Here is a 24,094-nt window from a genome sequence, read left to right on the forward strand (position 1 = left end):
CGGTTTCTGCACAACGGCTGGAGATGCCATGAGTGCGACAAGTACGTCACTGGGCAAAGTAGGGGCGCCGGTGGGCGCAAAATCTGAGACTGCGGCGGCGACCGGCGCAATCGCGCATACGGCCGCGGTCAAGGTCATCGATTCGCCCGCGGACTGGGTGTCACGGATTCGCCCGAGTTCAATGTTGATCTTTCTGCTCGGCGAGTTCTGCGTGCTCGGGCTGCTGGCTGTCGCCTACATGGCGGACTGGTGGGGCGTGCGCGGCGCAATCTCGAGCCCGATCGCGGGAGTGTTGCCAGTCAGCGTGCCGTGGGGCGGCGCTCTCGGCGGCGTGTGCACGGCGATCGCCGGAGTTACCGATCATTGGCGCAGTTTCGGCCTGCAACCGGCATCAGCGACATCCCGCACCTGGAACGCCTGGTACCTCGTCCGCTTGCCGATGGGTGCCGCCTTCGGCACCATCGGCGCCCTTATCGTCGTCTTCTTTCTCGGAACGGTCGGCTCAACCAAATCCGGCACGATCGACGTATCGATCTCGGGCACCGCGATCCTCTTCGTGGTCGCATTCATCGTCGGTTACAAGCAGGACATCTTCCGGCAGCTCGTCTCGCGCGTTACCGAGGTCATTCTCGGCCCCGGTGACACACAACCGGCAGCCGCGGTGCAGACCGCTGCGAGCGCACCGGCGGCGAGCAACGCAGCATCGTCAGCGAGCACCACATCACCGTCAGCGAGTAATGCGGCATCGTCGGCGAGCAAAACAGCGCAGGCCGGCGCTGCGACGGCCGCCGGCAATTCCGCCGTGGCCAGCGCCACAGCAGCAAAAGTTCCCGACTAACCGAATACGTGCCGCTCGAGAAACTCGTTGCGGAACACACCGCGCGGGTCGTGACGCTGTGCGAGTCGGCGGAAGTCCGCCATCCGCGGATACAACGACGACACGACACGGTTCACGTCGATGAACGCCTTACCCCAGTGCGGGCGCGCCGCGAACGGCGCCAGCGCCGCCTCGATCGCAGGAAGTACGGCCTCGACGCCGGCCTGATCGCGTAGCCAGGTGAAGTGAAATGCGACCGTGTCTGCGCCGAACGCCGGGCTGAGCCACAAATCATCCGCCGCCATCGTTCGGATCTCTGTGACCTGCAGCACCGGCGCAAGCAGCTCGCCGAGCGGTCGAAGCGCCTCGGCCGCTGCTGCGGCGTGCCGCCGGTCCATCAGGTACTCACTTTGGATCTCCTCGCCGTTGCTCGGCGTGAACGCCAGCTTGAAGTGCGGCAGCCGCTCGTGCCACGGCCCTGCGACACCCAGCTGCTGCGTGCAATTGTCGGGTGACATGCCGGGCAGCATGTGCAGCGGCACAGTCGCGGCTCGCGCGCCGAAGAATTCGTCATCCGCCGGGGATGCCGATGCGGATGCGACCGCTGAGCCCGCACCGGAATCAGCCGCCGTGTGGGCCCCGATCGCGCTCTTGACCCAGACCTGCGAGACCGTTTCTCCCTGCCAATTCGTGAACAGGCTGACGCTGTACGCGTTGTCTGTGATCGCATCGAAGTCGGTGAGCACTCGATCCCAACGGAGGTCGGTATACACCCGTTGGCTGAGCTGGAATGTCGGTCGGATGTCCAGGGTCACCGCCGTCGTCACGCCGAGCGCGCCGACTGCGACGACCGCTCCACCGAAGTCGGGGTCGCCTCGCCGCAGTGTGACGAGTTCGCCGGTGCCGTCGACGAATTCGATCGCGGCTACCGCCGACGACAGGTTGCCGTTGCGATTGCCCGACCCGTGGGTGCCGGTCGCGATCGCTCCGGCAACACAGATGTGGGGGAGCGACGCCAGGTTTCCCAGCCCCCAGCCCTGCTCGTGCAGGCGGATGCCGACATCGCCGTACCGCATCGCGGCCGGCACCGTGACAGTGCGCTTCTCCACGTCGATTGCAACCTCCTGCGGCAGCCGGTCGACGCTTACCAGGGCGCCCGTGGTGTCGGGAAGGTCGTTGAACGAATGCCGCGTGCCCAACGCGCGAATCGACGCGGCGCCGGCCACGGCATCCTGAAGCTCGGCAATGGATGCCGGGTGCAGAATCTGCTCAGCCTGATATCGGTAGTTTCCGGCCCAGTTTGTCTGGTCGCTCACGTGCCCGCCCGTTCGTTCGTTGTTCGTTGTTCGTTGCAACAATTCTGCCGCATGAGCGTGGAAACGCACGCTCTAGCATGGGACCGTGACTTCTCCCACTCTCGACGGCTGGACCCGCGTCTATTCCGGCAAGGTGCGCGATCTGTACGTTCCTGACAGCCACGATCCCAACGTGTCCGACCCCGGGGCGGCATCCATCGTCGAGAGCGCACCGGCGCTGCTCGTGGTCGCAAGCGACCGGGTGAGTGCGTTCGATCACGTCTTGCAACCGGGCATCCCCGGCAAGGGCGAGTTGCTGACCACGCTCTCCCTGTGGTGGTTCGACCAGCTGACGGGCATCCCGAACCATCTGATTCCCGACCACACCCTGCGCGACGGGCGCGTCGTCGACCAGATTCCGGATGCCGTTGCCGGCCGAGCAATGCTCGTCAAGCCGCTCGCGATGTATCCGATCGAGTGTGTGGTGCGCGGCTATCTCGCGGGCAGCGGTTGGGCCGAGTATCAGCGAACGCAGAGTGTGTGCGGTGTGCAACTGCCCGCAGGATTGGGCAACGGTGACAAGCTGCCCGCACCCATTTACACTCCCGCCTGGAAAGCGCCGATGGGTCAGCACGACGAGAACATCTCCTTCGATCGAACCGTCGACCTCGTCGGAGCGGATGCCGCCGCGCAGCTTCGCGACCGCTCGCTCGAGGTCTACGCTCGTGCCTCGGCGATCGCCGAAGCACGAGGCGTGATTCTCGCTGACACCAAGTTCGAGTTCGGTGCCGACCCGATCACCGGCGAGCTGACCCTTGCGGACGAAGTGCTCACGAGCGACTCGAGTCGCTACTGGGATGCGCGCGCATACGCATCCGGTGCTTCGCCTGCACAGCGCATGGCCAGCTTCGACAAGCAGATCGTGCGCAACTGGCTATCGGCCCACTGGGACCCTTCGACAAGCTCAGGGACCGACGCTACACCGCCGGAATTGCCCGCCGACATCGTCGAGCAGACGGCCGCACGATATCGTGAACTTCTCGAGAGACTGACCTCAGACGCGGGGGCACGGAAATAGATGCAGACGCATGCACGTTGCATCCGGCATGAGTGAATCCGCTACCGGCAGCATCCGTCCGCCCGCCAGCGCCGCAGCCACCAACCTGTCAGCAGACCGCCTTGCGGCAGATACCGCAATGGGCGCCGTATTGCTCAAGGTCGGCAACCTCGATCGGATGGTCGCGTACTATCGCGACGCCGTCACACTACAGCTGCTCAGCCAGGATGCGGACACCGCCGTTCTCGGTAGGGGAACGACCCCCGTCGTGATCCTGCAGTACGCGCCTGAATTGCGCGCTTCAGCGCCGCGGAGCGCAGGGCTGTTCCACACGGCGATCCTGTTCGAGACCCAGACGGCACTTGCCGCGGCGGTCTATTCGGTCGCCACGAAAGAGCCCGGTACCTTCACGGGTAGCGCAGACCACCTGGTCAGCCAGGCGTTCTACTTCACCGACCCGGAGAACAACGGGGTCGAACTGTACTGGGACCGCACCCGCACGCAGTGGAGCTGGACCCACGGCCAGATCGAGATGAGCACCCTCTACCTCGACCCGAACGGCTTCTTGAACGAACATCTCACCGAGGAGGCCATCGCGGATCCGGTGATCGGCGGTGCGGTCGTCGGCCACGTGCACCTGTCGGTCGGGGACACGGCATCCGCAAAAGCGTTCTATGTCGACAAGCTCGGCTTCGACACGACGGCATCGATGGGCGGGTCCGCGCTGTTCGTCAGCGCGGGCGGGTACCACCATCACATGGCCATGAACACCTGGAATAGTGCCGGTGCGGGCCGTCGCGCTCCGGCGCTCGGACTCGGTCGCGTCGACATTCTCGTGCCGTCGAGCGACGACCTCGGCGCACTTGGCGAACGGATGTCGCACTACAGCGTGCAGACGCGCGACGATGGCGCGTCACTCAGCTTCGAGGACCCCTGGGCGAACCTCATCCGCGTGCGCGTTGCCGTGTAGCAACCTATTCGGCGTCGACCTCGACCTCGGCCTCGACCTGGACGGTGGCCGCGTGCGACCCGTGCGTCGTGTGGCTGGCGGCAGCGGCAGGCACGGCATCCACATCGACCGGTGCAGCATGCGACCCATGGGCTGCCGCCGCGGCGGCAGTGCGCACGCCCTGCGTGGTGAGCGCGTGCGTCCACGCTTCGTTCTTGCGCGGCTTGGCGAAGAAGATCACGATCACAGCACCCACCAGGGCCACCGCGGCGGGCAGCAGCAGCGATTGCGCCATTGCGGCGGTGAAACCCGCCTTCAACTGGTCGGGCAACGCACCGGCAATTTCCCCACCCGTAGCGGATGCTTTCAGCCCGTTGGCGCCGAGTCGCGCGACGATCAACGTCGCGATCGACGCGCTGCCGAGAACGGCGCCCACCTGACGGGTCGCGTTGTAAACGCCCGAGCCGGCACCGGCATCCGCCTGTGGCAGGTTGTAGGTGGCCGTCGTGGAAATCGGCGACCAGACGAACGCATTGGCGAGCCCCATCAAGGCGCTCGGCAGCAACAAGCGCCACCACAGGTTGACATCGGTGTCGAGCCAGGCCGAGTACCAGAACAGTGCAACAGCGAGAAACAGCAGCCCGGCCAGGGCGAGATAGCGCGGGTTGATCTTGTCCACGAGCTTGCCGACGGGTGCGGCGAGCGCCCCTGAGATCACCGCCATCGGAACCAGCATCAGCGCTGACTGTGTCGGAGAAAAGCCGAGCACGATCTGAAAAAAGAACACCAGCGGCAGCGACATGCTCGTGATCGTGAAGCCGACCGTCGTAATCGCGGCGTTCGCCAGCGAGAAATTGCGGTCGCGGAATAGCTTCAAAGGCAGCAGCGGCTCACCCCTGTTGTAGTGCTGCCAGACCACGAACGCCACCATGAAGGCGATGCCGCCGATGATCAGCGACCAGACCGTGATCGGGCCTGCGATGGTGCCCCAGTTGTAGGTCTGACCCTCCTGGATGCCGAACACGAGCAGGAACATGCCGACTGCGCTGAGCGCAACACCGAGAATGTCGAACTTGTGCGACCGTTTCGCCAACCGCGGCACGAGCCGCCATGCCATCACGAAAGCGACGATGCCGACCGGCACGTTGATGAAGAAGATCCACTCCCAGCCGAATCCGTCGACGAGCACACCGCCGAGGATCGGTCCGACCAGGGTGGCCACACCGGCCACGGCACCCCACAGGCCCATCGCCTGACCGCGATTCTGCGGCGGGAAGATCCGGGTGATCACGGCCATGGTCTGCGGCGTCATCAGCGCGGCGCCGAGCCCCTGGAACACGCGAGCGACGATCAGCATCTCGACCGTGCCGCCGGGCAGTCCCATCATTCCGCACCATGCGGATGACAGCGTGAACACCACGAGCCCGATCAAGTAGAGATTCTTCGGCCCGAAGCGGTCACCGAGCCGGCCCGTGATCAACAGCGGCACGGCGTAGGCCAGCAGGTAGGCGCTGGTGACCCAGATTACCGTGTTGATGTCGGTGTTCAGGCCTTCCATAATCTTCGGGTTCGCGACCGACACGATAGTCGAGTCGACCAAGATCATGAAGAATCCGACGCACAGCGCCCAGAGCGCCGGCCAGGGCCGAGTGACTTTATCCATTGGGGGAAATCCTTGTAGTTGTGATGATCTGTGGACGACGGATGCCGCGTGGCGCGGCTACCAGTCGATGTCGCCTGATTCGAGCTCGGCGACGAAGCTCTCTATCCAACCGATTTCCGCCTCGAGGATGGCCTTTTGATAGGTGATTTCCAGCCAGTATTTGCGCGGAAGCTCCTTGTGCGTGACTGCGCGAACCGCGGTTGCGACAAACTCGAGATCGGCTCGCAATTGCGCCAAGCGCCTCTGGAGCAGGTCCACAACCGTGTCACGTGGGAGATTGTGCGCCTCCCCGATCGCCAGCGGAAACTCCGGATAGTGATTGACGCGCGTCGCCAGCATCTCAGCGACTCGCTCGGTCAGGCTCAGCTGCCCGGATTCGGTGATCTCGTATGTCGTTCGCTCCGGGCGATTGCCCTCGCGCTCGGTTCCGATCGCGCGCACGAGTCCGTCTGCGACGAGTCGATCCACGGTGTGATAGAGGGAACCGGGTCGCACCTTGACGATGCGATCCTCGGAGCGCTTGATCAACGTCTGATACATCTCATACGGATGCATCGGCTGCTCAGCGAGAAGAGCGAGTGAGGCGATTCCGAGCGGCGTGATTGCGGTCGCCACGCGCACCTCCCTCGATCTATTCGGCACGGGTTATTCCACATGGAATATACCTCCTGGAGTCGCATGCGTCAAACGAATACACTCGGCAACGTTCACGTACACCACCGACATTCCCGCGCAAGACGGATCTCGATACGCTGCGCTACTCGATCACCGAGGCTGGTCAACTACGGTGGAGAGCACGACACGAGCGCAAGGAGGCTTTTCGTGGCCGGAGGCGATAACATCCGCGATTTCGACGACACCCTGGTCACCGACTTTCGCGAGCGCATGAGCTATGGCTCCTACCTGGATCTGACGACGCTGCTGAGCGCGCAGAACCCGGTGAGCGTTCCCGAACACCACGACGAACTGCTGTTCATCGTGCAGCATCAGACCACCGAGCTGTGGCTGAAGCTTGTGCTGCATGAGCTCGCATCCGCGCGCGATCTGTTTCGGGCAGACGATCTCAAGGTCGCACTCAAGCGGGTCGCCCGAGTCAAGCACATTCAGAAGACTCTGACCGACCAGTGGTCCGTGCTTGCAACGCTCACGCCGGCTGAGTATGCGGAGTTCCGCGGATTCCTGGGCAACTCATCCGGGTTCCAGTCCTGGCAGTACCGTGCCGTCGAGTTCGTGCTCGGCAACAAGGATGCGCGCATGCTGCGGGTGTTCGAGAGCAATCCGCCGGCGCACGCGCTGCTGTCCGACCTGCTCGAGCAGCCGAGCCTGTACGACGAGTTCCTGCGCTACCTGCACCGTGCCGGCTACGCGATCCCCGCCGAAGTGCTCGACCGCGACGTCACCAAGGCCTACCAGAGCAACGCAGAACTCGTCGACACGTTCCGGGTGATCTACGAGAACTCGCGCGAGAACTGGGCCGCCTACGAGGCCTGCGAGGAGTTCGTCGACCTCGAAGACAACTTCCAGCTCTGGCGCTTCCGTCATCTGAAGACCGTGCAACGCACCATAGGAATGAAGACCGGCACGGGCGGATCGAGCGGGGTCACCTTCCTGCAGAAAGCGCTCGAGCTCACCTTCTTTCCTGAGCTGTTCGCCGTGCGCACCGAGATCGGCGCGCCGTCGTGACCGACGGGCTGCTCATCGCGGCCGACGAATTCTTCTCGAACGGATGGCACGGCCCCACGCTCTTCCGCGCCTGGGCAGGGCGCCTCACGCCGGTCATTGAACCCGTTGATCGTCTGCGGTCGAGTAGCGAGCCCCGCTGGTCGAGTAGCGAGCGCCAGCGAGCGTATCGAGCGTGGGGGTCGCTTAGCGCCTTGGTGGTAGGCGGAAATGCGGACACTTCCCTAGGAGACCAAGAGATCTCGTCGCGTCGTCCCGTGGCCTCGATACCCTCCGCCACTCGACCACCGACTCTGGTTGACCGCTCGACCACCGAGGTCGATATCCACATTCCCGGCACCGTTTTTGCGCACCTGACCGACCACCACGTGCACCTTGGTCTAATCGAAGCCAGGGCTCTGCTGCCGGGCGGGCTGACGGATGTCACCGACCTGGGCTGGGAACCGCCCACTGCTGGGGGATGGCTGAACTCGCGTGACCCCGCTCTCCCAGCCGTACGCATAGCCGGCGGCTTCCTGACGTGCACCGGCGGCTACCCGTCACGCTCATCATGGGCACCGTCGGGTGCCGCGATCGAGCTCGCCGCGCCGACGGATGCCGCCGGCGCGGTTTCCGCGCAGGCCGCGCTCGGCGCATCCGTCATCAAGGTCACGCTGAACTCGGTCGCCGGGCCGGTGCCGAGCGATGCCCTGCTCGCCGCGATCGTCACTGCCGCCAGAGAACACGAGCTTCCCGTCGTCGCCCACGCCGAGGGCGTTGGCCAGGCCGAGCGCGCGCTCGATGCAGGAGTTACGGCACTCGCGCACACTCCATTCAGCGAGCGACTTGCCGACGGCGTGGTCGGCCGAATGGCATCCGCAGGTCTGGTGTGGATCTCGACACTCGATATCCACGGCTGGGGCCGCAAGACCGCCGCTTTCGAGGTCGCGAGCGACAACCTGCGCAGGTTCGCAGGCGCGGGCGGTCGAGTGCTCTACGGCACCGACCTCGGCAACGGGCCGCTGCCGGTCGGCGTGAATCAACGCGAACTGCTGGCACTGGCCGAGGTCGGACTCGACGGCGATGCACTCGTGCGCTCGATCGCCGGCTCGGCCGAAGAGGCAGCGTTCGGCCCGCGATTCGCCCGGGTGCCCGGGCGGCCGCCCGGTGCAGCTCGCGAAACCGCCCACTGGCTGGCGACCGCACGAGGCTGCACCATCGACAACCCTGCATCGTTTACACCTGCATCGTTTACAACTGCATCGCCTACAACAGAGGACACAATCACATGACCAACACCACACCGGCGGATGCCGGTATCGGCCTCGATCCGCACCTCGCGTTCGCGCGTCGCGCGGACCGCAGCGACGGCCTCGCACACTTTCGCAAACAGTTCTACGGCACGGATGGACCGCTGGTGTACTTCGACGGCAACTCGCTCGGCCGGCCGACGATCGCGAGCATCGAGCGCATCCAGCGATTCCTGACGGCAGGTTGGGGCGATCGGCTCATCCGCGGCTGGGATGAAGAGTGGATGCAGCTTCCTCTCACGATCGGAGACTCGCTCGGCCGGGTCGCGCTCGGGGCCTCAGCCGGGCAGACCTTTGTCGGCGACTCGACGACGGTGCTCTTGTACAAGCTCGCCCGGGCGGCAGTCGACGCTTCGCTCCGTGAGCGCGCCCCGGTCCCTGAGCTTGCCGAAGGGCGCCCTTCGGCAAGCTCAGGGACCGATGCCGGTGGGCGGATAGAGATCGTGCTCGACACCGACAACTTCCCGACCGACCGTTATGTGCTGACCGGAATCGCGGCCGAAACGGGCATGACCCTGCGTTGGATCGAGTCCGACACGGCGGCCGGCGTCACCGCGGAACAGGTCGCGGCTGCCGTCGGCCCGCAGACGGCGCTGGTTGTGCTCAGCCATGTCGCATACCGCTCAGGGTTCCTCGCCGATGCGGCAGAGATCACGCGGATCACCCACGACGCGGGTGCGCTGATTCTCTGGGACCTCTGCCATTCCGTCGGCTCCGTTCCGGTCGAACTCGACACGTGGGGTGCCGACCTCGCCGTCGGTTGCACGTACAAGTACCTGAACGGCGGTCCCGGGTCGCCCGCGTTCGGCTTCGTGCGCGCCGAACTGCAGGAGAGCCTCACTCAGCCCATCCACGGCTGGCTCGGAAACGAGGATGCGTTCGCGATGGGTCCGGAATATCTGCCGGCCACGGGCATCCGCCGGTTCATCAGCGGAACGCCGTCGCTGATCGGCATGCTGGCGATGCAGGACACGCTTGCGATGATCGGGGACCGCGGGATCGATGCGGTGCGGGCGAAGTCAGTTGCGCTGACCGAGTTCGCGATCACACTCGCCGACGAATGGCTCGCGCCGCTCGGTGCCACGCTCGCCAGCCCGCGCGAGGCGGCGCGGCGCGGCGGGCACGTGACCGTCAATCATCCGGCGATGCGCAAGGTCAACGCGATGCTCTGGCAGCAGGATGTGCTGCCCGACTACCGTGACCCGGGCGGCTTGCGCATCGGCCTGTCACCGCTGAGCACAAGCTTCGAGGAGACCTATCGTGGCATGGCCGCCGTGCGCGACACGCTGCGAGACGTGCTGCTTCGCCAGTCCGGGCTGGCCTAATCCCGTCGAACGTCGTTGAGCAATTCCTGCGCGATCGTTGGCAGGTCGTCCGCGATCAGGCCCCACATGATGCCGTAATCCGCGCCGTCATAGTCGCGGGCCAAAAAGTTGCGCAGCGCGTCCACGAGTTTGCTCACCGTATCGGGCCGCGGCGCGCGGACACCCGCCTCGTATGCCGAGATACTTGGCTGCGGCACGTGGGATCGCCGCGCCCATTGCGATTGACTGATCCCCGCACGTGCCCGCGCCCGTTGCAGGATGACAGCGGCCAACTCCTCCACCATGCAGTCACCTTATAGCGAGGCGCTATAGACGTACGACGGGCATTGCCGGCCGCGCCGGTAGAATCGAGCCATCCCACCGCATCTCGTCATATAAGGGAGCCTCACGTGCCCACCATCGTCGTAGAAGTCATGCCGAAGGCCGAGCTGCTCGATCCGCAGGGCAAGGCCGTCGCGAGCGCGCTCGCGCGAACAGGCAAGGGGCACTTCGACGTGCGCGTTGGCAAGCGGTTCGAACTGACGACGGAGCTGCAAGCTGACGACGCGCTGCTGGCATCCGTTCGTCAAATCGCCGAGGACGTGCTCTCCAACGGTGTGATCGAAGATGTGGTGTCGATCGCGGTCGTGCCGGTCGCTGAGCCCACCCCGGTTCCTGAGCCGACCTCGGTCCCTGAGCTTGCCGAAGGGCACGCGCGATGAAGATCGGCGTCGTCACGTTTCCCGGTTCGCTCGACGACCGGGATGCGCTGCGCGCGGTCGGTGCTGCCGGTGCAGAGCCGGTCGCCCTCTGGCACGGCGAGCACGACCTGCGGGGAGTCGACGCGCTCGTGCTGCCGGGCGGTTTCAGTTATGGCGACTACCTGCGTTGCGGGGCGATCGCGAGCCTGTCGCCGATCATGACCGAGGTCGTGGATGCGGCGAACAAGGGAATGCCTGTTCTCGGCATCTGCAACGGCTTTCAGATGCTCACCGAGGCGCACCTGCTGCCGGGCGGGTTGATCCGCAATGACCACGGCAGGTTCATCCGCCGCGATCAGAAGCTGCGCGTTGAGAACACGTCCACCGCCTGGACCAATGGATTCACCGCAGGCGATGAGATCGTCATCCCGCTGAAGAACGGCGAAGGCGGGTTCGTCGCATCCGCTGACGAGCTGGCTCGGCTTGAAGGTGAGGGTCGGGTCGTGTTCCGCTACGTCGGTGTCAACCCGAACGGATCGTTGAACGACATCGCCGGTGTGGCCAACGATCGGGGCAACGTCGTCGGCCTGATGCCACACCCCGAGCACGCCACCGAGCCCGGCTTCGGGCCCGATACGGATGCCGCGATGCGCTCCGGAGTGGACGGCCTCACCTTCTTCACGAGCGCGATCGCGGCTCTCGCCGCGGCGTAGCCTACCCGCCACCACCACCGCCGCCGCCGCCGTGCGCCACTTGGTGCGCGTTGCGCCAGTTGAAGTGGCGCACCGCGCGCCAAGCGGCGCAGGCCAGCGGGCTAGGGTCGCGCGAGTCCGAACGACGCGAGTACAGCATGCGCGTGAGCGCGCGCGGCATCCGCCGTCACGGCGGGCAACAGGCCGAGCAGGCGCTTTCGGTGGTCCTCTCCGACGAGCAGCGTGAACAGGTCAGACGCGCGATCGGCGGGATCCGCTCCGTACTCACGGCGGATCTGTTCACGCAACCGTGCGATGTGCTGCACCTCGCCGTTGTCGTGCAGGGCCACGGCGAGCTCCGGAAACCTGGTGGATTCTGCGATGACCAAGCGGTGCAGACCGATCAGCTCGGCCGAGTCCAAGCGATAGACGATGCGAGCGGCCAGCGACTCAAGTGATTCGTTGTCTGGAGCGTGGTCGCTGACCGTGGTCGCGAGGCTGCGCACCATCTCCGTGAACACGCCGTCTTTGTCGCCGAAGTAGCTGTAGATCGTGCGCTTCGTGACGTGCGCGGCGGCGGCGAGCTGATCGACGGTGGTGTTGCCGAATCCGCTCTCCAGGAAGACCGGCAGTGCGACGTCGAGAATCTGCGCCCTGCGCTGCACGCGTTCGTCCGCAGTCGGACGGCCGCGCTTGCGCCCTGCACTCACCTCGGCAAAAGTAGGCATTGCGAGCCTCCTCGTCGGACAAGACTGGGCAAACAACCTGGGCAGTCAAACCTGGGCATACTGGACAACAGTGCAGGGTTACCGCCCCTGCTATATAATGATACTCGTTAGTGTCATTAATGACGACATGCACGAGACGTCCGACCCCACGAAGGTCGACGAAGGGAGTCCCGGTGACCGCACAGACGCGGACGCGGAAGACGACGGCACGAGGTGCTGCAGCGTCCCGCCCGAAGACGCAAGCACGACCGGCTCAGGATCACGGCCGCTTGATTGACTTTTATCGCCAGATGGTCCTGATCCGCCGCTTCGAAGAGCGCGCGGCGCGCGCATACACGCAGGCCCTGATCGGCGGCTACTGCCACCTCAACCTCGGCGAAGAAGCCGCGGTCGTGGGGCTGATGTCTGCACTGCGGCCCAGTGACTATCTGTTCACCAACTATCGCGAACACGGCTATGCGATCAGCAAGGGCATCGACCCCAAGCGTGTGATGGCAGAACTGTTCGGCCGTATCGATGGCGTCTCCAAGGGCTGGGGCGGGTCGATGCACATGTTCGACATCACCCAGCGACTGCTCGGCGGCTACGGCATCGTCGGCGGCCAGCTGCCGCTGGCCACCGGAGCAGCGCTGGCGATCGATTACCGCGATGGCGATGAGGTCGTGCTATGCACCATGGGCGACGGCACGACCAACATCGGCGCGTTCCACGAGTCACTCAACTTGGCTGCGATCTGGAACCTGCCGGTGGTCTACGTGATCATCAACAACGGACTCGGCATGGGTACAACGGTCGAGGCTGCCTCAGGTGAGCCGGAACTGTACAAACGAGCATCGTCGTACCGCATGGCATCCGAGCGGGTCAACGGGCTTGACCCCGAAGCCGTTTACGAAGCGGCGCTGCGTGCGGTCGCGACCGCGCGCAGCGGCAAGCCGTTCCTGCTCGAGGTGATGACCGAACGCCTCAAGGGCCACTCGGTCGTCGACCCCGCGAAGTACCGCTCCGCCGAAGAGGTCGAGGCGCTCAAGGAGCACGACCCCGTGCACACCTTCGCCGCCAAGCTCGTTGCAAGCGGCGTGCTCACGGACGCAGCCGTCAAGCAGATCGACGCAGAAGAGACCGCGATCGTGGTCGAGGCGGCGGCGTTCGCCGAGGCGAGCCCCTTCCCGGATGTCTCCACCCTGTTCGACTACACGTACGCGACCCCGGTCCCCAACGATTCGCGCAGGCTCCCGGGGCAGCCGTTGTTCGACCCGGCACCGACACCCGCTTCTGCCCAGACTGCCGCGCAAGGAGCCGCCCGATGAGCATCAAGACCTATCGCCAGGCTCTGCACGACACCCTGCGCTCCGAAATGCTCCGCGATCAGGATGTCTTCCTGATCGGCGAGGAGATCGGCATTTTCGAGGGCTCGTACAAGATCACGGCCGGCCTCCTTGCCGAGTTCGGCGAGAAGCGGGTGCGCGACACTCCGATCGCCGAGGAAGGCTTCACCGGTGCCGCAATCGGCGCGGCGATGCTGGGCTTGCGCCCGGTCGTCGAGATCATGACGATCAACTTCTCGCTGATCGCAATCGACCAGATCGTGAACCACGCGGCCAAGATCTACGGAATGTTCGGCGGCCAGGCCAAGGTGCCCATGGTCATCCGCACGCCCGGTGGTGGCGGGCAGCAGCTCGGCGCTACGCACTCACAGAACATCGAACTGTACTACGCGTTCGTTCCCGGCATGAAGGTTGTCGCCCCGAGCACCCCGGCGGATGCGAAAGCGCTGATGCTCGCCTCGATCCGTGATGACGACCCCGTGCTGTTCCTGGAGAACCTGGCCTTGTACAACACCAAGGGCGAGGTGCCGGACGAGGACATCCCGGCGCAAATCGGCAAGGCCGCCGTCACCCGCACCGGCAAGGACCTCACGCTGATCGGCTATTCACGGATGGCGCACGTCGCCGAGCAGGTCGCCCAGCAACTCGCCGAGTCTGACGGCCTGGACATCGAAGTCGTCGACCTGCGCAGCCTGCGCCCGCTCGACCGCGAGACCATCGTCGAATCCGTCAAGAAAACGCACTCGGCCGTGATCCTCGAAGACGATTGGCTCACCTACGGAATCGGTGCCGAAGTTGCCGCGACGATTTCGGACGGCGCGTTCGACTACCTGGATGCGCCGGTTCGGCGCGTTGCCATGGCCGAGGTGCCGATGCCCTATTCGAAGCCCCTGGAGACGGCAGCGCTGCCGTCCGCGGATGATGTGATCGGCGCCATCCGCCAGACCCTTGATGCGGTCGGGCACCGCAGCCGCCGCTAGATCACAGACGGGCGAAGAACCATGATCGAAATCACCATGCCACGACTCTCCGACACCATGGAGGAGGGCGCAATCGCCACCTGGCACAAGCAGCCGGGCGACAAGGTCGAGGTCGGCGACATTCTTGTCGAGATCGAGACGGACAAGGCCACCATGGAGTACGAGGCGTACGAGGCCGGCACGATGTCGAAGATCCTCGTTGCCGAGGGCGAGAACGTGTCGATCGGCACCCCGATCGCGCTGATCGACGATGGTGCGGATGCTGGCGCGCCTGCTGCTCCTGCGACGACCCCCGACGCTGGTCGAGTAGCGAGCGCCAGCGAGCGTATCGAGACCCCCGACGCTGGTCGAGTAGCGAGCGCCAGCGAGCGTATCGAGACCCCCGTACCAGGTCTCGATACGCGGGCTCCTTCGTCGCTCGTTACTCGACCAACAGAGGGTGCAGGAGATGGCGAGCGCCAATTCGCCTCCCCTTACGTGCGCAAGCTCGCGCGTGACCACAACCTCGACCTGTCGAACGTTCGCGGCACCGGCCCAGGCGGTCGGATCATCCGCACGGACCTCGATGGGCTTCTGGCCCCCGGGGCTGAAGCTACCCAGGCGCCATCGGCGGTCGCGCCCACGGCCGCCGCGGCTGCTTTGGCAGCACCGGCACCAGCCCGCGCCGTCAGCCCGACGGCTGGCGCCGCGCCTGCCGGTGGGGCTCCCGCGCCCACAAGCGCAGACGAGAAGCGCGGCTCCGAATCCGTTCCGATGACCAAAACGCGCCGCGTGATCGCGCGCCGTCTCGGCGAGAGCGCACGCACCATCCCGCACTTTTATGTGACAGCCGTGGCCAATGCGGAAGCACTCATGCAGCTGCGCGCCGACCTGAATACGCAGCTGACGGCATCCGGTCGGCCGAAGGTCAGTGTCAACGACCTGCTGATCCGGGCGAGCGCGCTGGCGCTGCGTGAGCATCCGCTGGTCAATGCGTCGTACATCGACGACACCAGCGAGACGATGCAGGTGCACCACCGGGTCAATATCGGTGTCGCTGTGGCGTCGGAGAATGGCCTGGTCGTTCCCGTGATTCCGGATGCCGACACCAAGACCGTCACGCAGCTCGGCGTCGAGACCAAACAGCTTGTCGCGCTCGCGAACGACAAGAAGCTCACGCTCGAGCAGATGTCCGGTGGAACGTTCACCATCTCCAACCTCGGCATGTTCGGAGTGGAGCAGTTCACGGCGATCATCAACCCGCCGGAGGGTGCCATCCTCGCGGTCGGTGGCACCAAGCGAGAGCCCACCGTCGTCGGCGACGAGATTCTGCCGCGCTACCAGATGCGGTATACGCTCTCCGCCGACCACCGCATCGTCGACGGGGCGCTTGCTGCGCAGTTCCTGCAGTCGCTCACCCGCCTGATCGAGAACCCCTGGACGATCATCGCCTGAGGCCGGCCTGCGCGTAGCGGCCGTGACCCGTCACGGTTGGCTGGAACTATCGGGTTTAGCCAGCCAAACGTGACGGGTCAGGGGTCGCATGCGCAGCCAGGCACCCGGATTCAAACTTTCGTTCGATGTGCTTCGCGGCCGCCTCGGGCAGTATTGACGCATGAGCACTCCCCTGACCACGCCGGAAACTGCTGCCGCAGCAGCGAAGGCGACCGAGCCGAACACAACCCGGCATGCCTCCTCCGAGTCCGCATCTACCGGCATCACACCGCACAAATTCTTTCGTGTGGTCGCGATCGCCGAAGCGATCACCTGGACACTGCTGATCGCCGGCATGCTGCTCAAATACGTCGGCGGGCTCGGCACGCTGCCGGTGCTGATCGGCGGTTCGATTCATGGTTTCGTGTTCATCACCTATGCGCTGACTGCGGTGTTGGTCGGCGTCAACCAGCGGTGGAGCGTGAAGCTGATCGTCGGGGCCGTGCTGACCGCGATCGTGCCGTACGCGACGATCCCGTTCGACCTGTGGCTCGACAAGCACGGCAATCTCGCCGGGGAGTGGCATCGCGAGGCAACCGATGACCCGCGCGACCACACCTGGGTCCGCGCCGTGTTGCGTTGGTTCTTGCGCCACCCCGGAATCCTGGTCACACTGTTCGTCGTCGGCATCATCGTGATCATGAGCGCGTTCCTGCTGATCGGCCCTCCCGGCGGTTGGAGCAAGTAGGCCGCACGTGGCAAATCTCCGGTGCCGCCAGAACGCCGGATGAGTACGATCAGAAATATGACCGTTCCGGAGATTTCAGGGATCCACCACGTCACGCTGACTGTGAGCGACGCGCCCGCCTCTGCCGCGTGGTACCGCGACGTGCTCGGGTTCGAGATCGTGAAACAGGTGCAGGTCAGCGAGATCACCCGAGTGATGATGGCCCGGTCCGGCTTCGAGCTCGTGCTCGACAGTCATGGTGACAAGGCCATCCCCGGGCCGTTCTCGGAGCGTCGCGCGGGGTTGGATCACCTCAGCTTCGCGGTCGCCGACCGCGAAACTCTCGATCAGTGGGCAGAACACTTGGATGCTGTCGGCGTCGGGCGATCACCGGTGAAGCAGGGTTCGAGCGGGTCGCTGGTGGCTTTCCGAGACCCCGACAACATCGCACTTGAGTTCTACACGCTCGCCTGACTCACCGGGACGAAAGTTTGCCGTGACAAGCGTGGCACATCAATAGCTAGTTGGACACCGACGGCACAGTGGCTGCGATGCCGAACAAGCCGGCGATCGCTACGATCCAAAAGACGACCAGAAACGCCCAGAACACCAAGCACAAGCCGCCGAGCACGATGCCGGCGATCGACATACCGCGCCCTGCCGGCTCCCTCTTCAGCCCGATCGCCCCGAACACGACAGCACCGATCGGCACCAGGAGAGTGAAGCCGAAGACAATAGAAACGAGCCCGAGCACCATTGACGTGACGCTCAGTCCCTTCGGCTGCGGCGGGGCATACGCGACCACTGGCACAACGTATTGCGGTGCCGCATAATACGCTTGCGGCACGACCGGCTGCGGTTGCGATTGGTACGGCGGCTGCGATTGGTACGGCGGCTGCGATTGGTACGGCTGCTGTTGGTACGGCTGCTGTTGGTACGGCTGCGATTGGTACGGCTGCTGCACCGGCTGCGCGTACTGCGGCTGTGCCGCATCGACCTGCGGAGCGGCAGGCCGCTGAGCTTCCGGCTGCGACCGTATCGGATTCGGTTGACGCGGCGATTCTGGCAAATCGGTCATCGGTCTTCCTCTGTGATTGTGTGTGCCTTGACGATACCGCTGGAGAACTGCACTATCTACTGCGGCGACCGGGCAGCCAGCAGCTTGCCCAGCCGATCGAGTTCACGGCATCGGCAACGCGCCACCCGCCTCGTGCGCCGCCTACCCACGCATCAGCTCGGTCAAAATATGCACGGAACTGGCTGTCATGCCCGGGTTGGTCTCGCGATAGTACGGCAGCGCGATCGCCGCCTGCGCCAACGCCCAACCGCGCCCGCGCAGCCACATTGCGTCGTCAGCAGCGATCGCTCGCCGATAGACATCCCGAGCGGATGCCGGCAGCACGCTCCACGCGGCCATCGCGTCACATGCGGGGTCGCCGATGCCTGCCGCACCAAAGTCCAGCACGGCGCTCAGTCGTTGATCCGCCACGAGAATGTTGGCCGCGAGGAGATCGCCGTGCGTCCAGACTGGCGCTCCCGCCCACTGGGGTGCCGCCAACGACTCCTCCCACAGACGGAGCAAACCCGCACTGTCGACGACGTCCTCGACCTGCCTGAGGCAGTCGCGCACTGCGGAATCCAACGGGTGAAGCGAGCCGCCTCGATAGCCTGGCGGAGCATCCGTCGCGTCGATCCGGCGCAATGCGCGCACGAACGCGCCCAGGTCGCGGGCGAGCGCATCCGTGCCGGGCTCACTCCCTAACCCGGGCGACGCCCCCGGCAGCCAATCGACCACGAGCCACGGACACGGGTAGCCGGCACCGGCCGAGCCGACACCGAGCACGCGAGGGATGCGTGCTAGCGATCTGCCCCCGGTCATCTGGCCGCTCAATTGCCGACTCAACTTCGGCAACCACACCGCCTCGCGCTCAATGCTCGCAGCACCGCTCGCGATGAGCGGAAGTCGGACCGCGAGCTCGCCCCCGAGCCGGAACATCGCATTGACCGTTCCGGATGAGTCGAACCGCGCCAATGGCAACGCAGCCCACTGCGGAAACTGCCCGGCCAGCAGCGCCCGAACCAGACAGGCGTCGATCTGGATTTCCGCGGGATGCATTCGACCCGTCACAAGCACGCGCCCGCGGTGTTGATCGGCCGCCAATACAAGCTGAGATCGATGACGGCAGTCCGCGCGTCCAGCGGCTCGAGCGCAAGCTGTCCAGCACGCCACGCTGTTCCTTGCCTGCCGACAAGCCGAAACGCCGGTTCATCGACACTGAAGGTATCCAAAATCGCAGGATTCGGGCGCATAGCACGATAGTACGGGAGCGATGCGCACGTGCTGCTGCCATGGCAGGGCCAACCCCAACCAACCTGAATTTGGCTCGGTCTGCACAAGCCGATATCGGTGTCAGTTGTGCACATTCCGACTGGCCACATGGCTGCACGATTCGCGCCCTGGCAATCTCGTTGTAACGCGGAGACAATGGAGGGGTGTCGACCATGAATGAGCCGCAGGTGTGGACCGTCATATGCGTGTTCGCTGCAAGCCTCATCGGCATGGTCACGATCGTCTCAACATTGTTCATCCACGTGTTGCGCAGCGAAATCGGCCGACTGGAAACGAACGTCGACGATCGATTCGACTCGCTCGACCGCAACCTGCAGGCGCTGATGCGCCGCACCTTCGGCATTGATCGAGGCTGAGCCTCCGCCGCCGTCGGTAGACTTGACTGGTTCGGCGCCCTCCCTCCTCCGGCGCCCAGTAGCCAAGGAGTCCCGCCGCGTGACCCAGCCCACGGCATCCGCATCATCCGTGAATGAGCAGATTCCAGACACCGTCGAAAACGCTCTCGCCACACCGGAAAAAGAGCAGCCCTATGCCGCGCTCGGCCTGAAGCCGGACGAATACGCACAGATCAAGACGATCCTCGGCCGCCGGCCGACCAGCGGCGAACTCGCCATGTACTCGGTGATGTGGAGCGAACACTGCTCGTACAAGAGCTCCAAAATGTATCTGCGCCAGTTCGGGCAGAAGGTCACCGAGGCCATGAAGCAGAACCTCATGGTCGGTATGGGTGAGAACGCCGGCGTCGTGGATGTCGGTGAGGGCTGGGCCGTGACGTTCAAGGTCGAGAGCCACAACCATCCGTCGTACATCGAGCCGTTCCAGGGTGCCGCGACCGGTGTCGGCGGCATTGTGCGCGACATCATCTCGATGGGCGCACGCCCGGTCGCCGTCATGGACCAGCTGCGGTTCGGCAAGATCGACGATCCCGACACCGCTCGCGTCGTGCACGGCGTCGTCTCGGGCATCTCGTTCTATGGCAATTGCCTCGGCCTGCCAAACATCGGCGGCGAGACCTATTTCGACCCGGTGTATCAGGGCAACCCGCTCGTGAACGCGCTCAGTGTCGGCGTGCTGCGCCACGAAGATTTGCACCTCGCGAACGCCAGCGGCATCGGCAACAAGATCGTGCTATTCGGTGCGCGCACCGGCGGCGACGGCATCGGCGGGGCATCCATTCTGGCGTCGGACACCTTCACCGCAACAGGCCCGACCAAGCGCCCCGCCGTTCAGGTCGGCGACCCGTTCGCCGAGAAGGTCCTGATCGAGTGCTGCCTCGAGCTGTTCCGCGACAAGGTCGTCGAAGGCATCCAGGACCTCGGGGCGGCCGGCATCAGCTGCGCGACGAGCGAACTCGCAGCCAACGGCGACGGCGGCATGTTCGTCGAACTCGACTCCGTGCTGCTGCGCGACCCGACCCTGACGGCCGAAGAGATCCTGATGTCCGAGTCGCAAGAGCGGATGATGGCCGTGGTCGCACCGGAGAAGCTCGACGCATTCCTTGCCATCACGGCCAAGTGGGATGTCGAAACCAGCGTGCTCGGCGAGGTGACGGACACCGGGCGGCTCGTCATCAACTGGCGCGGCGTCGAGATCGTCAACGTCGACCCGCGCACGGTTGCGGTCGACGGGCCTGTTTACGACCGTCCCGTCGCCTATCCGAGCTGGCTCGATGCGCTGCAGGCCGACTCGGCGTCGGCCCTGGAGCGACCGTCAGACAACGACACCGAGGCGCTCCGCGAGCAGTTCCTCGCACTGCTCGGCAGCCCGAACCTGGCAGACAAGAGCTGGGTGACCAACCAGTACGACTACTACGTGGGCGGCAACACGGCGCTGGCGTTCCCGGACGACGGCGGCATGATCCGCGTGGACGAGGCATCCGGTCTCGGATTCGCGATCGCGACAGATGCCAACGGCCGCTACTGCCAGCTCGACCCGAAACAGGGTGCTCGGCTTGCGCTTGCCGAGGCATATCGCAACGTCGCGGTGACCGGCGCCGTGCCGGTGGCCGTCACCGACTGCCTCAACTTCGGCAGCCCGGAGAACCCCGAGGTGATGTGGCAGTTCGGCCAGGCCGTCGAGGGCCTCTCAGACGGATGCTTGGAGCTGGAGATTCCCGTCACCGGCGGCAACGTGTCGTTCTACAACCAGACGGGCGACACGCCGATCTTCCCGACGCCGGTTGTCGGCGTTCTCGGCGTGATCGATCACGTCGACCGTCGCATCCCGAGTGGGTGGCAAGACGCCGGTGACAACATCTACCTGCTCGGGGTCACCCGTGAGGAGCTCGACGGATCCGCCTGGGCCGGCACGATTCATGGGCACTTGGGTGGGCATCCGCCGATCGTCGACTTGGCCGAAGAGAAGCGTCTCGCCGGACTGCTGCACGCCGGCGCGACGGAGGCGTTGATCGTCTCCGCACACGACCTCGCAGATGGCGGACTCGCGCAAGCCCTGGCGGAGTCGGTGCTACGGTTCGGTGTCGGCGCCCGCGTCTGGCTCGGCGAGATCATGGAGCGCGACGGCGTGGACGCCGCGACCGCCCTGTTCTCCGAGTCGGCCGGCCGGGTGATCGTGTCCGTGCCGCGTGAAGACGACGTGAAGTTCCGCGGCCTCTGCGAGGGCCGCGATTACCCGGTGCTGCGCATCGGCGTCACCGATGTCGAGATCGGCACCCAACCGGTGCTCGAGATTCAGGATGCCTTCACCGTCGGCCTCGAGGAACTCCGCGCCACCCACCGCGCAACGCTCGCCGAGCACTTCGGGCCTGTCGTCGGACACTAGCCGGTCAGGCGGCACGCACTTCTATCTGGCCGTCTCGCACGCGCGCGTCAAAGCGCGGCTGCGGGCTCGTGGCCGGTCCGCGCACGATGCCGCCGTCTTCCAGACGGAACACGCTGCCGTGCCACGGGCAGGTGACGCATCCGCCTTCGATCGCGCCCTCATCGAGAGGGCCTCCCATGTGGCTGCACGTAGCTGCCAGCACTGTGAGCCGATTCGCATGCCGATACAGCATGACCGGAACCCCATCCGCGTCAACGCGACGCGACTCATCTTCCGGCAACTCGGAGTCAGGCAGCACCGCGGTCCATTCTGCCGCGCCTTCTTGCCACGCGGTGCGATTGACGTTCACTCCTCTCACAAAGCTGAGGTAGCCGCCGAGAAACCCGCCGGCGGTGAGTGCGGCGAACCCGGCCAGACCCAGCAATTTTCCGGCCCGTCGATTACCGGTTGCTCGGGCGATCACCGAGACGGCGTACACGGCGACCGCGGTGCCGACGGCTGTTGCATGGATGAGGCCAACCCGGGTTTCCGGCCCGTAGGTGTCCGACCAGTCGTTCAGCCCTGCTGCGGCCGTCGGCGCTGCGGCGACGATGCCGGCCACCACGAGAATGTCGGCGGCTCGCTCGGTGTCCGGTCCGCCGATCGTGTCGAGAAGTGTCGCCATACTCCACGCTCCGATCGGCAGATCGGTGAGCAGCGGATGCATCGGATGCCCGAGATACGTGCCGCTGAGCAGATTGCGGATCCATCGCGGTTTCACGCTACGACCGACGAAGTCGACGACCGGTTTGGCGTACCGGTCCAGCGCCTGGGCGCCCTCCACTCTGCGGATGATTGCGTGCAGCACGGTCACGACGCCTCCGATCGACGATGAACCCGCTTCTAAAAGGAGCGTGGATTAACTTTAGGCGGAGCGTCTCGTCACGTCAATGACGCGAACGCTACTCGAATGACATGCCCGTGTACTCCTCGGCCTTTCTCCAGAGCTCAGCCGCGACCTCCGGGTCGACGCTTGTGCGCGTCGGCTGCTGCAGTACGGGCTGCCCCTCGGTCAGCAAGCGCGGGCCGTAATACTGGCCGCCGACCGCGGCCGAGTCGACGGCAGCGCGCACGATAGGCCAGGCGCCACGGCTCTTCGATTGCGCCATCGGCGACAACAGGGCATCCACCGCGCGTTTGCCGCCGCTCGGCTCGTTTACGCCCTCAATGCGCTCGGTGAGTCCACCGATCGAATAACCCGGATGCGCGACGATGCTCGCAACGTCGGCATCGGCGGCGCGCAGCCGCCGATCGAGCTCGAAGCCGAATGACTGAACCGCTATCTTCGAGTGTGCGTACGCGCGATTCGGCGTGTAGTGCGCGCGCAATTGCAGGTCGCCGATGCGAAAGTCGTACAGCCGCGTGACCATGCTGCCGAGCGACACGATTCGTGCGCCGGAGGTTCGCAGCAGCGCCGGCATCACCTGGGCCGCGAGCGCGAAATGCCCTAAGAAGTTCGTCGCCAGTACGAGCTCATTGCCGTCGCCGTTTGTGGTGCGTTCTGCCGGCGGATGCACCATACCGGCGTTCTCGATCAGCACATCGACCCGTTCCAGACCTCGGATGCGCGCGGCAGCTGCGCTCACTGACGTCAGGTCGGCGGTGTCCAGTGAGAGAAACTCGAGCTGTGCGGAAGGCACGCGGGCGTGGATGGCCGCGATTGCGGCATCCGCTCGCGTTTCATTGCGGCATGCGAGAATGACGTGCGCGCCGGCGCCGGCCAGTTGCAGGCTCGTGAAGAAGCCGATTCCGGCGTTGGCGCCGGTGACGACGATAGTTCTGCCGTGCAGGCGCGGCAGTGCCGCCGGGTTCCACCGCGGGCTCACGCCGGCTTACCGCCAGACACGCGCCCCGGGGTGCGCTCGGCTGCCTCGACGTGATGGTGGATCACCTCGGCGACGACGAAGTTGAACCACTTCTCTGCGAACTCCGGGTCGAGGTGGCTCGTCTCCGCAAGCCGACGAAGGCGTTGGATCTGCTCCCGCTCGCGTTCCGGGTCTGCTGGAGGCAGACCGTGCTCGGCCTTTAGCGTTCCGACGAACTGGGTGAATTTGAATCTCTCGGCCAGCATGTGCACCAGTGCTGCGTCGATATTGTCGATGCTTTCGCGGATGCTGTGCAGCTCGGCGAGCGCCGCCTCGGTGTCATTCATGGGGGTGTCGTGCGAAGCCATAGTGAGACACTACCCGTCACGCCGCACCCGCTGCGCCGATCACCCGGGTGAGTATGGGCCTCGTGGCCCTCAAACGCACCCAGACCAGGCCGATTCCCGCCGCAGCGCCGATTTGGGAGAGTCTACGATGC

26 protein-coding genes are annotated in these 24,094 nt (G+C 65.2%); 15 read left to right on the top strand and 11 right to left on the bottom strand.

Annotated elements, in window-relative coordinates; genetic code table 11:
• The first annotated feature begins 28 nt into the window (after nt 1-28).
• Entirely contained in the window at nt 29-838 is an 810-nt protein-coding gene (locus QU604_RS20030; RefSeq protein ID WP_308466358.1) for a hypothetical protein, read from the top strand.
• Here the strand turns inward: QU604_RS20030 and QU604_RS20035 are convergent.
• The gene (locus QU604_RS20035; RefSeq protein ID WP_308466359.1) at nt 835-2,133 is read right to left on the bottom strand and encodes an FAD-binding protein; all 1,299 of its coding nucleotides are present in this window, start codon (nt 2,131-2,133) and stop codon (nt 835-837) included. The genes QU604_RS20030 and QU604_RS20035 overlap by 4 nt on opposite strands.
• Nucleotides 2,134-2,218: 85 nt before the next feature.
• Here QU604_RS20035 and QU604_RS20040 point away from each other — a divergent pair, with 85 nt between their 5' ends.
• Both QU604_RS20040 and QU604_RS20045 read left to right on the top strand, forming a co-directional pair.
• Nucleotides 2,219-3,190 (top strand): phosphoribosylaminoimidazolesuccinocarboxamide synthase, encoded by a 972-nt coding sequence (locus tag QU604_RS20040; RefSeq protein WP_308466360.1) that lies wholly within the window; start codon nt 2,219-2,221, stop codon nt 3,188-3,190.
• Nucleotides 3,191-3,308: 118 nt separating this feature from the next.
• Complete coding sequence (locus QU604_RS20045) at nt 3,309-4,139, top strand: VOC family protein (protein ID WP_308468988.1); 831 nt, start codon at nt 3,309-3,311, stop codon at nt 4,137-4,139.
• Nucleotides 4,140-4,143: 4 nt separating this feature from the next.
• Here QU604_RS20045 and QU604_RS20050 read toward each other — a convergent pair whose 3' ends face one another.
• Together QU604_RS20050 and QU604_RS20055 are read right to left on the bottom strand one after the other, a co-directional pair.
• Nucleotides 4,144-5,781, bottom strand: coding sequence for a DHA2 family efflux MFS transporter permease subunit (locus QU604_RS20050; RefSeq protein ID WP_308466361.1), 1,638 nt, complete (start codon nt 5,779-5,781; stop codon nt 4,144-4,146).
• A gap of 57 nt (nt 5,782-5,838) precedes the next feature.
• Nucleotides 5,839-6,396: a PadR family transcriptional regulator gene (locus QU604_RS20055; RefSeq protein ID WP_308466362.1), complete on the bottom strand. Its 558-nt coding sequence runs from the start codon at nt 6,394-6,396 to the stop codon at nt 5,839-5,841.
• A gap of 270 nt (nt 6,397-6,666) precedes the next feature.
• On the opposite strand from QU604_RS20055, the gene kynA reads away from it, so the two are divergent.
• From kynA to QU604_RS20070, 3 genes are all read left to right on the top strand, one after another.
• Nucleotides 6,667-7,464 carry a tryptophan 2,3-dioxygenase gene (gene kynA, locus QU604_RS20060; protein WP_409350044.1) on the top strand — a complete coding sequence of 266 codons (798 nt, stop codon included), beginning with the start codon at nt 6,667-6,669 and terminating at the stop codon, nt 7,462-7,464.
• Between the two features lie 254 nt (nt 7,465-7,718).
• The gene (locus tag QU604_RS20065; protein WP_308466364.1) at nt 7,719-8,732 is read left to right on the top strand and encodes an amidohydrolase family protein; all 1,014 of its coding nucleotides are present in this window, start codon (nt 7,719-7,721) and stop codon (nt 8,730-8,732) included.
• A complete protein-coding gene (locus QU604_RS20070; protein WP_308466365.1) occupies nt 8,729-10,075 on the top strand; it encodes a kynureninase in 1,347 nt (448 codons plus the stop codon). The genes QU604_RS20065 and QU604_RS20070 overlap by 4 nt, the downstream gene beginning before the upstream one ends.
• Here QU604_RS20070 and QU604_RS20075 read toward each other — a convergent pair.
• Complete coding sequence (locus QU604_RS20075) at nt 10,072-10,359, bottom strand: helix-turn-helix domain-containing protein (RefSeq protein ID WP_308466366.1); 288 nt, start codon at nt 10,357-10,359, stop codon at nt 10,072-10,074. The genes QU604_RS20070 and QU604_RS20075 overlap by 4 nt on opposite strands.
• A 105-nt stretch (nt 10,360-10,464) precedes the next feature.
• On the opposite strand from QU604_RS20075, the gene QU604_RS20080 reads away from it, so the two are divergent.
• Nucleotides 10,465-10,776 carry a phosphoribosylformylglycinamidine synthase subunit PurS gene (locus tag QU604_RS20080; RefSeq protein WP_308466367.1) on the top strand — a complete coding sequence of 104 codons (312 nt, stop codon included), beginning with the start codon at nt 10,465-10,467 and terminating at the stop codon, nt 10,774-10,776.
• The gene (gene purQ, locus QU604_RS20085) at nt 10,773-11,468 is read left to right on the top strand and encodes a phosphoribosylformylglycinamidine synthase subunit PurQ (RefSeq protein WP_308466368.1); all 696 of its coding nucleotides are present in this window, start codon (nt 10,773-10,775) and stop codon (nt 11,466-11,468) included. The genes QU604_RS20080 and purQ overlap by 4 nt, the downstream gene beginning before the upstream one ends.
• Nucleotides 11,469-11,569: 101 nt before the next feature.
• Here the strand turns inward: purQ and QU604_RS20090 are convergent, their stop codons facing one another.
• On the bottom strand, nt 11,570-12,175 hold the full coding sequence (locus tag QU604_RS20090) for a TetR/AcrR family transcriptional regulator (protein WP_308466369.1): 606 nt from the start codon (nt 12,173-12,175) through the stop codon (nt 11,570-11,572).
• Nucleotides 12,176-12,444: 269 nt separating this feature from the next.
• On the opposite strand from QU604_RS20090, the gene pdhA reads away from it, so the two are divergent.
• From pdhA to QU604_RS20115, 5 genes are all read left to right on the top strand, one after another.
• A complete protein-coding gene (gene pdhA, locus QU604_RS20095) occupies nt 12,445-13,482 on the top strand; it encodes a pyruvate dehydrogenase (acetyl-transferring) E1 component subunit alpha (RefSeq protein WP_308466370.1) in 1,038 nt (345 codons plus the stop codon).
• Nucleotides 13,479-14,480, top strand: coding sequence for an alpha-ketoacid dehydrogenase subunit beta (locus QU604_RS20100; protein ID WP_308466371.1), 1,002 nt, complete (start codon nt 13,479-13,481; stop codon nt 14,478-14,480). Before pdhA ends, QU604_RS20100 begins: the two co-directional genes overlap by 4 nt.
• 21 nt (nt 14,481-14,501) lie before the next feature.
• Entirely contained in the window at nt 14,502-15,914 is a 1,413-nt protein-coding gene (locus tag QU604_RS20105; RefSeq protein ID WP_308466372.1) for a dihydrolipoamide acetyltransferase family protein, read from the top strand.
• Nucleotides 15,915-16,074: 160 nt separating this feature from the next.
• The gene (locus QU604_RS20110; RefSeq protein WP_308466373.1) at nt 16,075-16,641 is read left to right on the top strand and encodes a DUF3817 domain-containing protein; all 567 of its coding nucleotides are present in this window, start codon (nt 16,075-16,077) and stop codon (nt 16,639-16,641) included.
• Between the two features lie 57 nt (nt 16,642-16,698).
• Nucleotides 16,699-17,094, top strand: coding sequence for a VOC family protein (locus tag QU604_RS20115; RefSeq protein ID WP_308466374.1), 396 nt, complete (start codon nt 16,699-16,701; stop codon nt 17,092-17,094).
• Nucleotides 17,095-17,140: 46 nt separating this feature from the next.
• Here QU604_RS20115 and QU604_RS20120 read toward each other — a convergent pair whose 3' ends face one another.
• The 3 genes from QU604_RS20120 to QU604_RS20130 all read right to left on the bottom strand — a co-directional run bounded on the left by QU604_RS20120 (nt 17,141) and on the right by QU604_RS20130 (nt 18,930).
• Nucleotides 17,141-17,698: a DUF4190 domain-containing protein gene (locus QU604_RS20120; protein WP_308466375.1), complete on the bottom strand. Its 558-nt coding sequence runs from the start codon at nt 17,696-17,698 to the stop codon at nt 17,141-17,143.
• A gap of 141 nt (nt 17,699-17,839) precedes the next feature.
• A complete protein-coding gene (locus QU604_RS20125; RefSeq protein WP_308466376.1) occupies nt 17,840-18,736 on the bottom strand; it encodes an aminoglycoside phosphotransferase family protein in 897 nt (298 codons plus the stop codon).
• A gap of 8 nt (nt 18,737-18,744) precedes the next feature.
• On the bottom strand, nt 18,745-18,930 hold the full coding sequence (locus QU604_RS20130; RefSeq protein ID WP_308466377.1) for a hypothetical protein: 186 nt from the start codon (nt 18,928-18,930) through the stop codon (nt 18,745-18,747).
• 192 nt (nt 18,931-19,122) lie between these two features.
• On the opposite strand from QU604_RS20130, the gene QU604_RS20135 reads away from it, so the two are divergent.
• Both QU604_RS20135 and purL read left to right on the top strand, forming a co-directional pair.
• On the top strand, nt 19,123-19,326 hold the full coding sequence (locus tag QU604_RS20135; protein ID WP_308466378.1) for a hypothetical protein: 204 nt from the start codon (nt 19,123-19,125) through the stop codon (nt 19,324-19,326).
• Nucleotides 19,327-19,405: 79 nt separating this feature from the next.
• Complete coding sequence (purL, locus tag QU604_RS20140; RefSeq protein WP_308466379.1) at nt 19,406-21,751, top strand: phosphoribosylformylglycinamidine synthase subunit PurL; 2,346 nt, start codon at nt 19,406-19,408, stop codon at nt 21,749-21,751.
• A gap of 4 nt (nt 21,752-21,755) precedes the next feature.
• Here purL and QU604_RS20145 read toward each other — a convergent pair whose 3' ends face one another.
• The 3 genes from QU604_RS20145 to QU604_RS20155 form a co-directional block, all read right to left on the bottom strand.
• The gene (locus QU604_RS20145; protein ID WP_308466380.1) at nt 21,756-22,604 is read right to left on the bottom strand and encodes a Rieske (2Fe-2S) protein; all 849 of its coding nucleotides are present in this window, start codon (nt 22,602-22,604) and stop codon (nt 21,756-21,758) included.
• An 88-nt stretch (nt 22,605-22,692) separates the two neighbouring features.
• On the bottom strand, nt 22,693-23,616 hold the full coding sequence (locus tag QU604_RS20150; RefSeq protein ID WP_308466381.1) for an SDR family NAD(P)-dependent oxidoreductase: 924 nt from the start codon (nt 23,614-23,616) through the stop codon (nt 22,693-22,695).
• On the bottom strand, nt 23,613-23,963 hold the full coding sequence (locus QU604_RS20155; protein ID WP_308466382.1) for a chorismate mutase: 351 nt from the start codon (nt 23,961-23,963) through the stop codon (nt 23,613-23,615). Before QU604_RS20155 ends, QU604_RS20150 begins: the two co-directional genes overlap by 4 nt.
• Between the last annotated feature and the right edge of the window lie 131 nt (nt 23,964-24,094).

The sequence above is a fragment of the Rathayibacter sp. SW19 genome, assembly GCF_030866825.1.
Classification (GTDB): domain Bacteria; phylum Actinomycetota; class Actinomycetes; order Actinomycetales; family Microbacteriaceae; genus Rathayibacter_A; species Rathayibacter_A soli.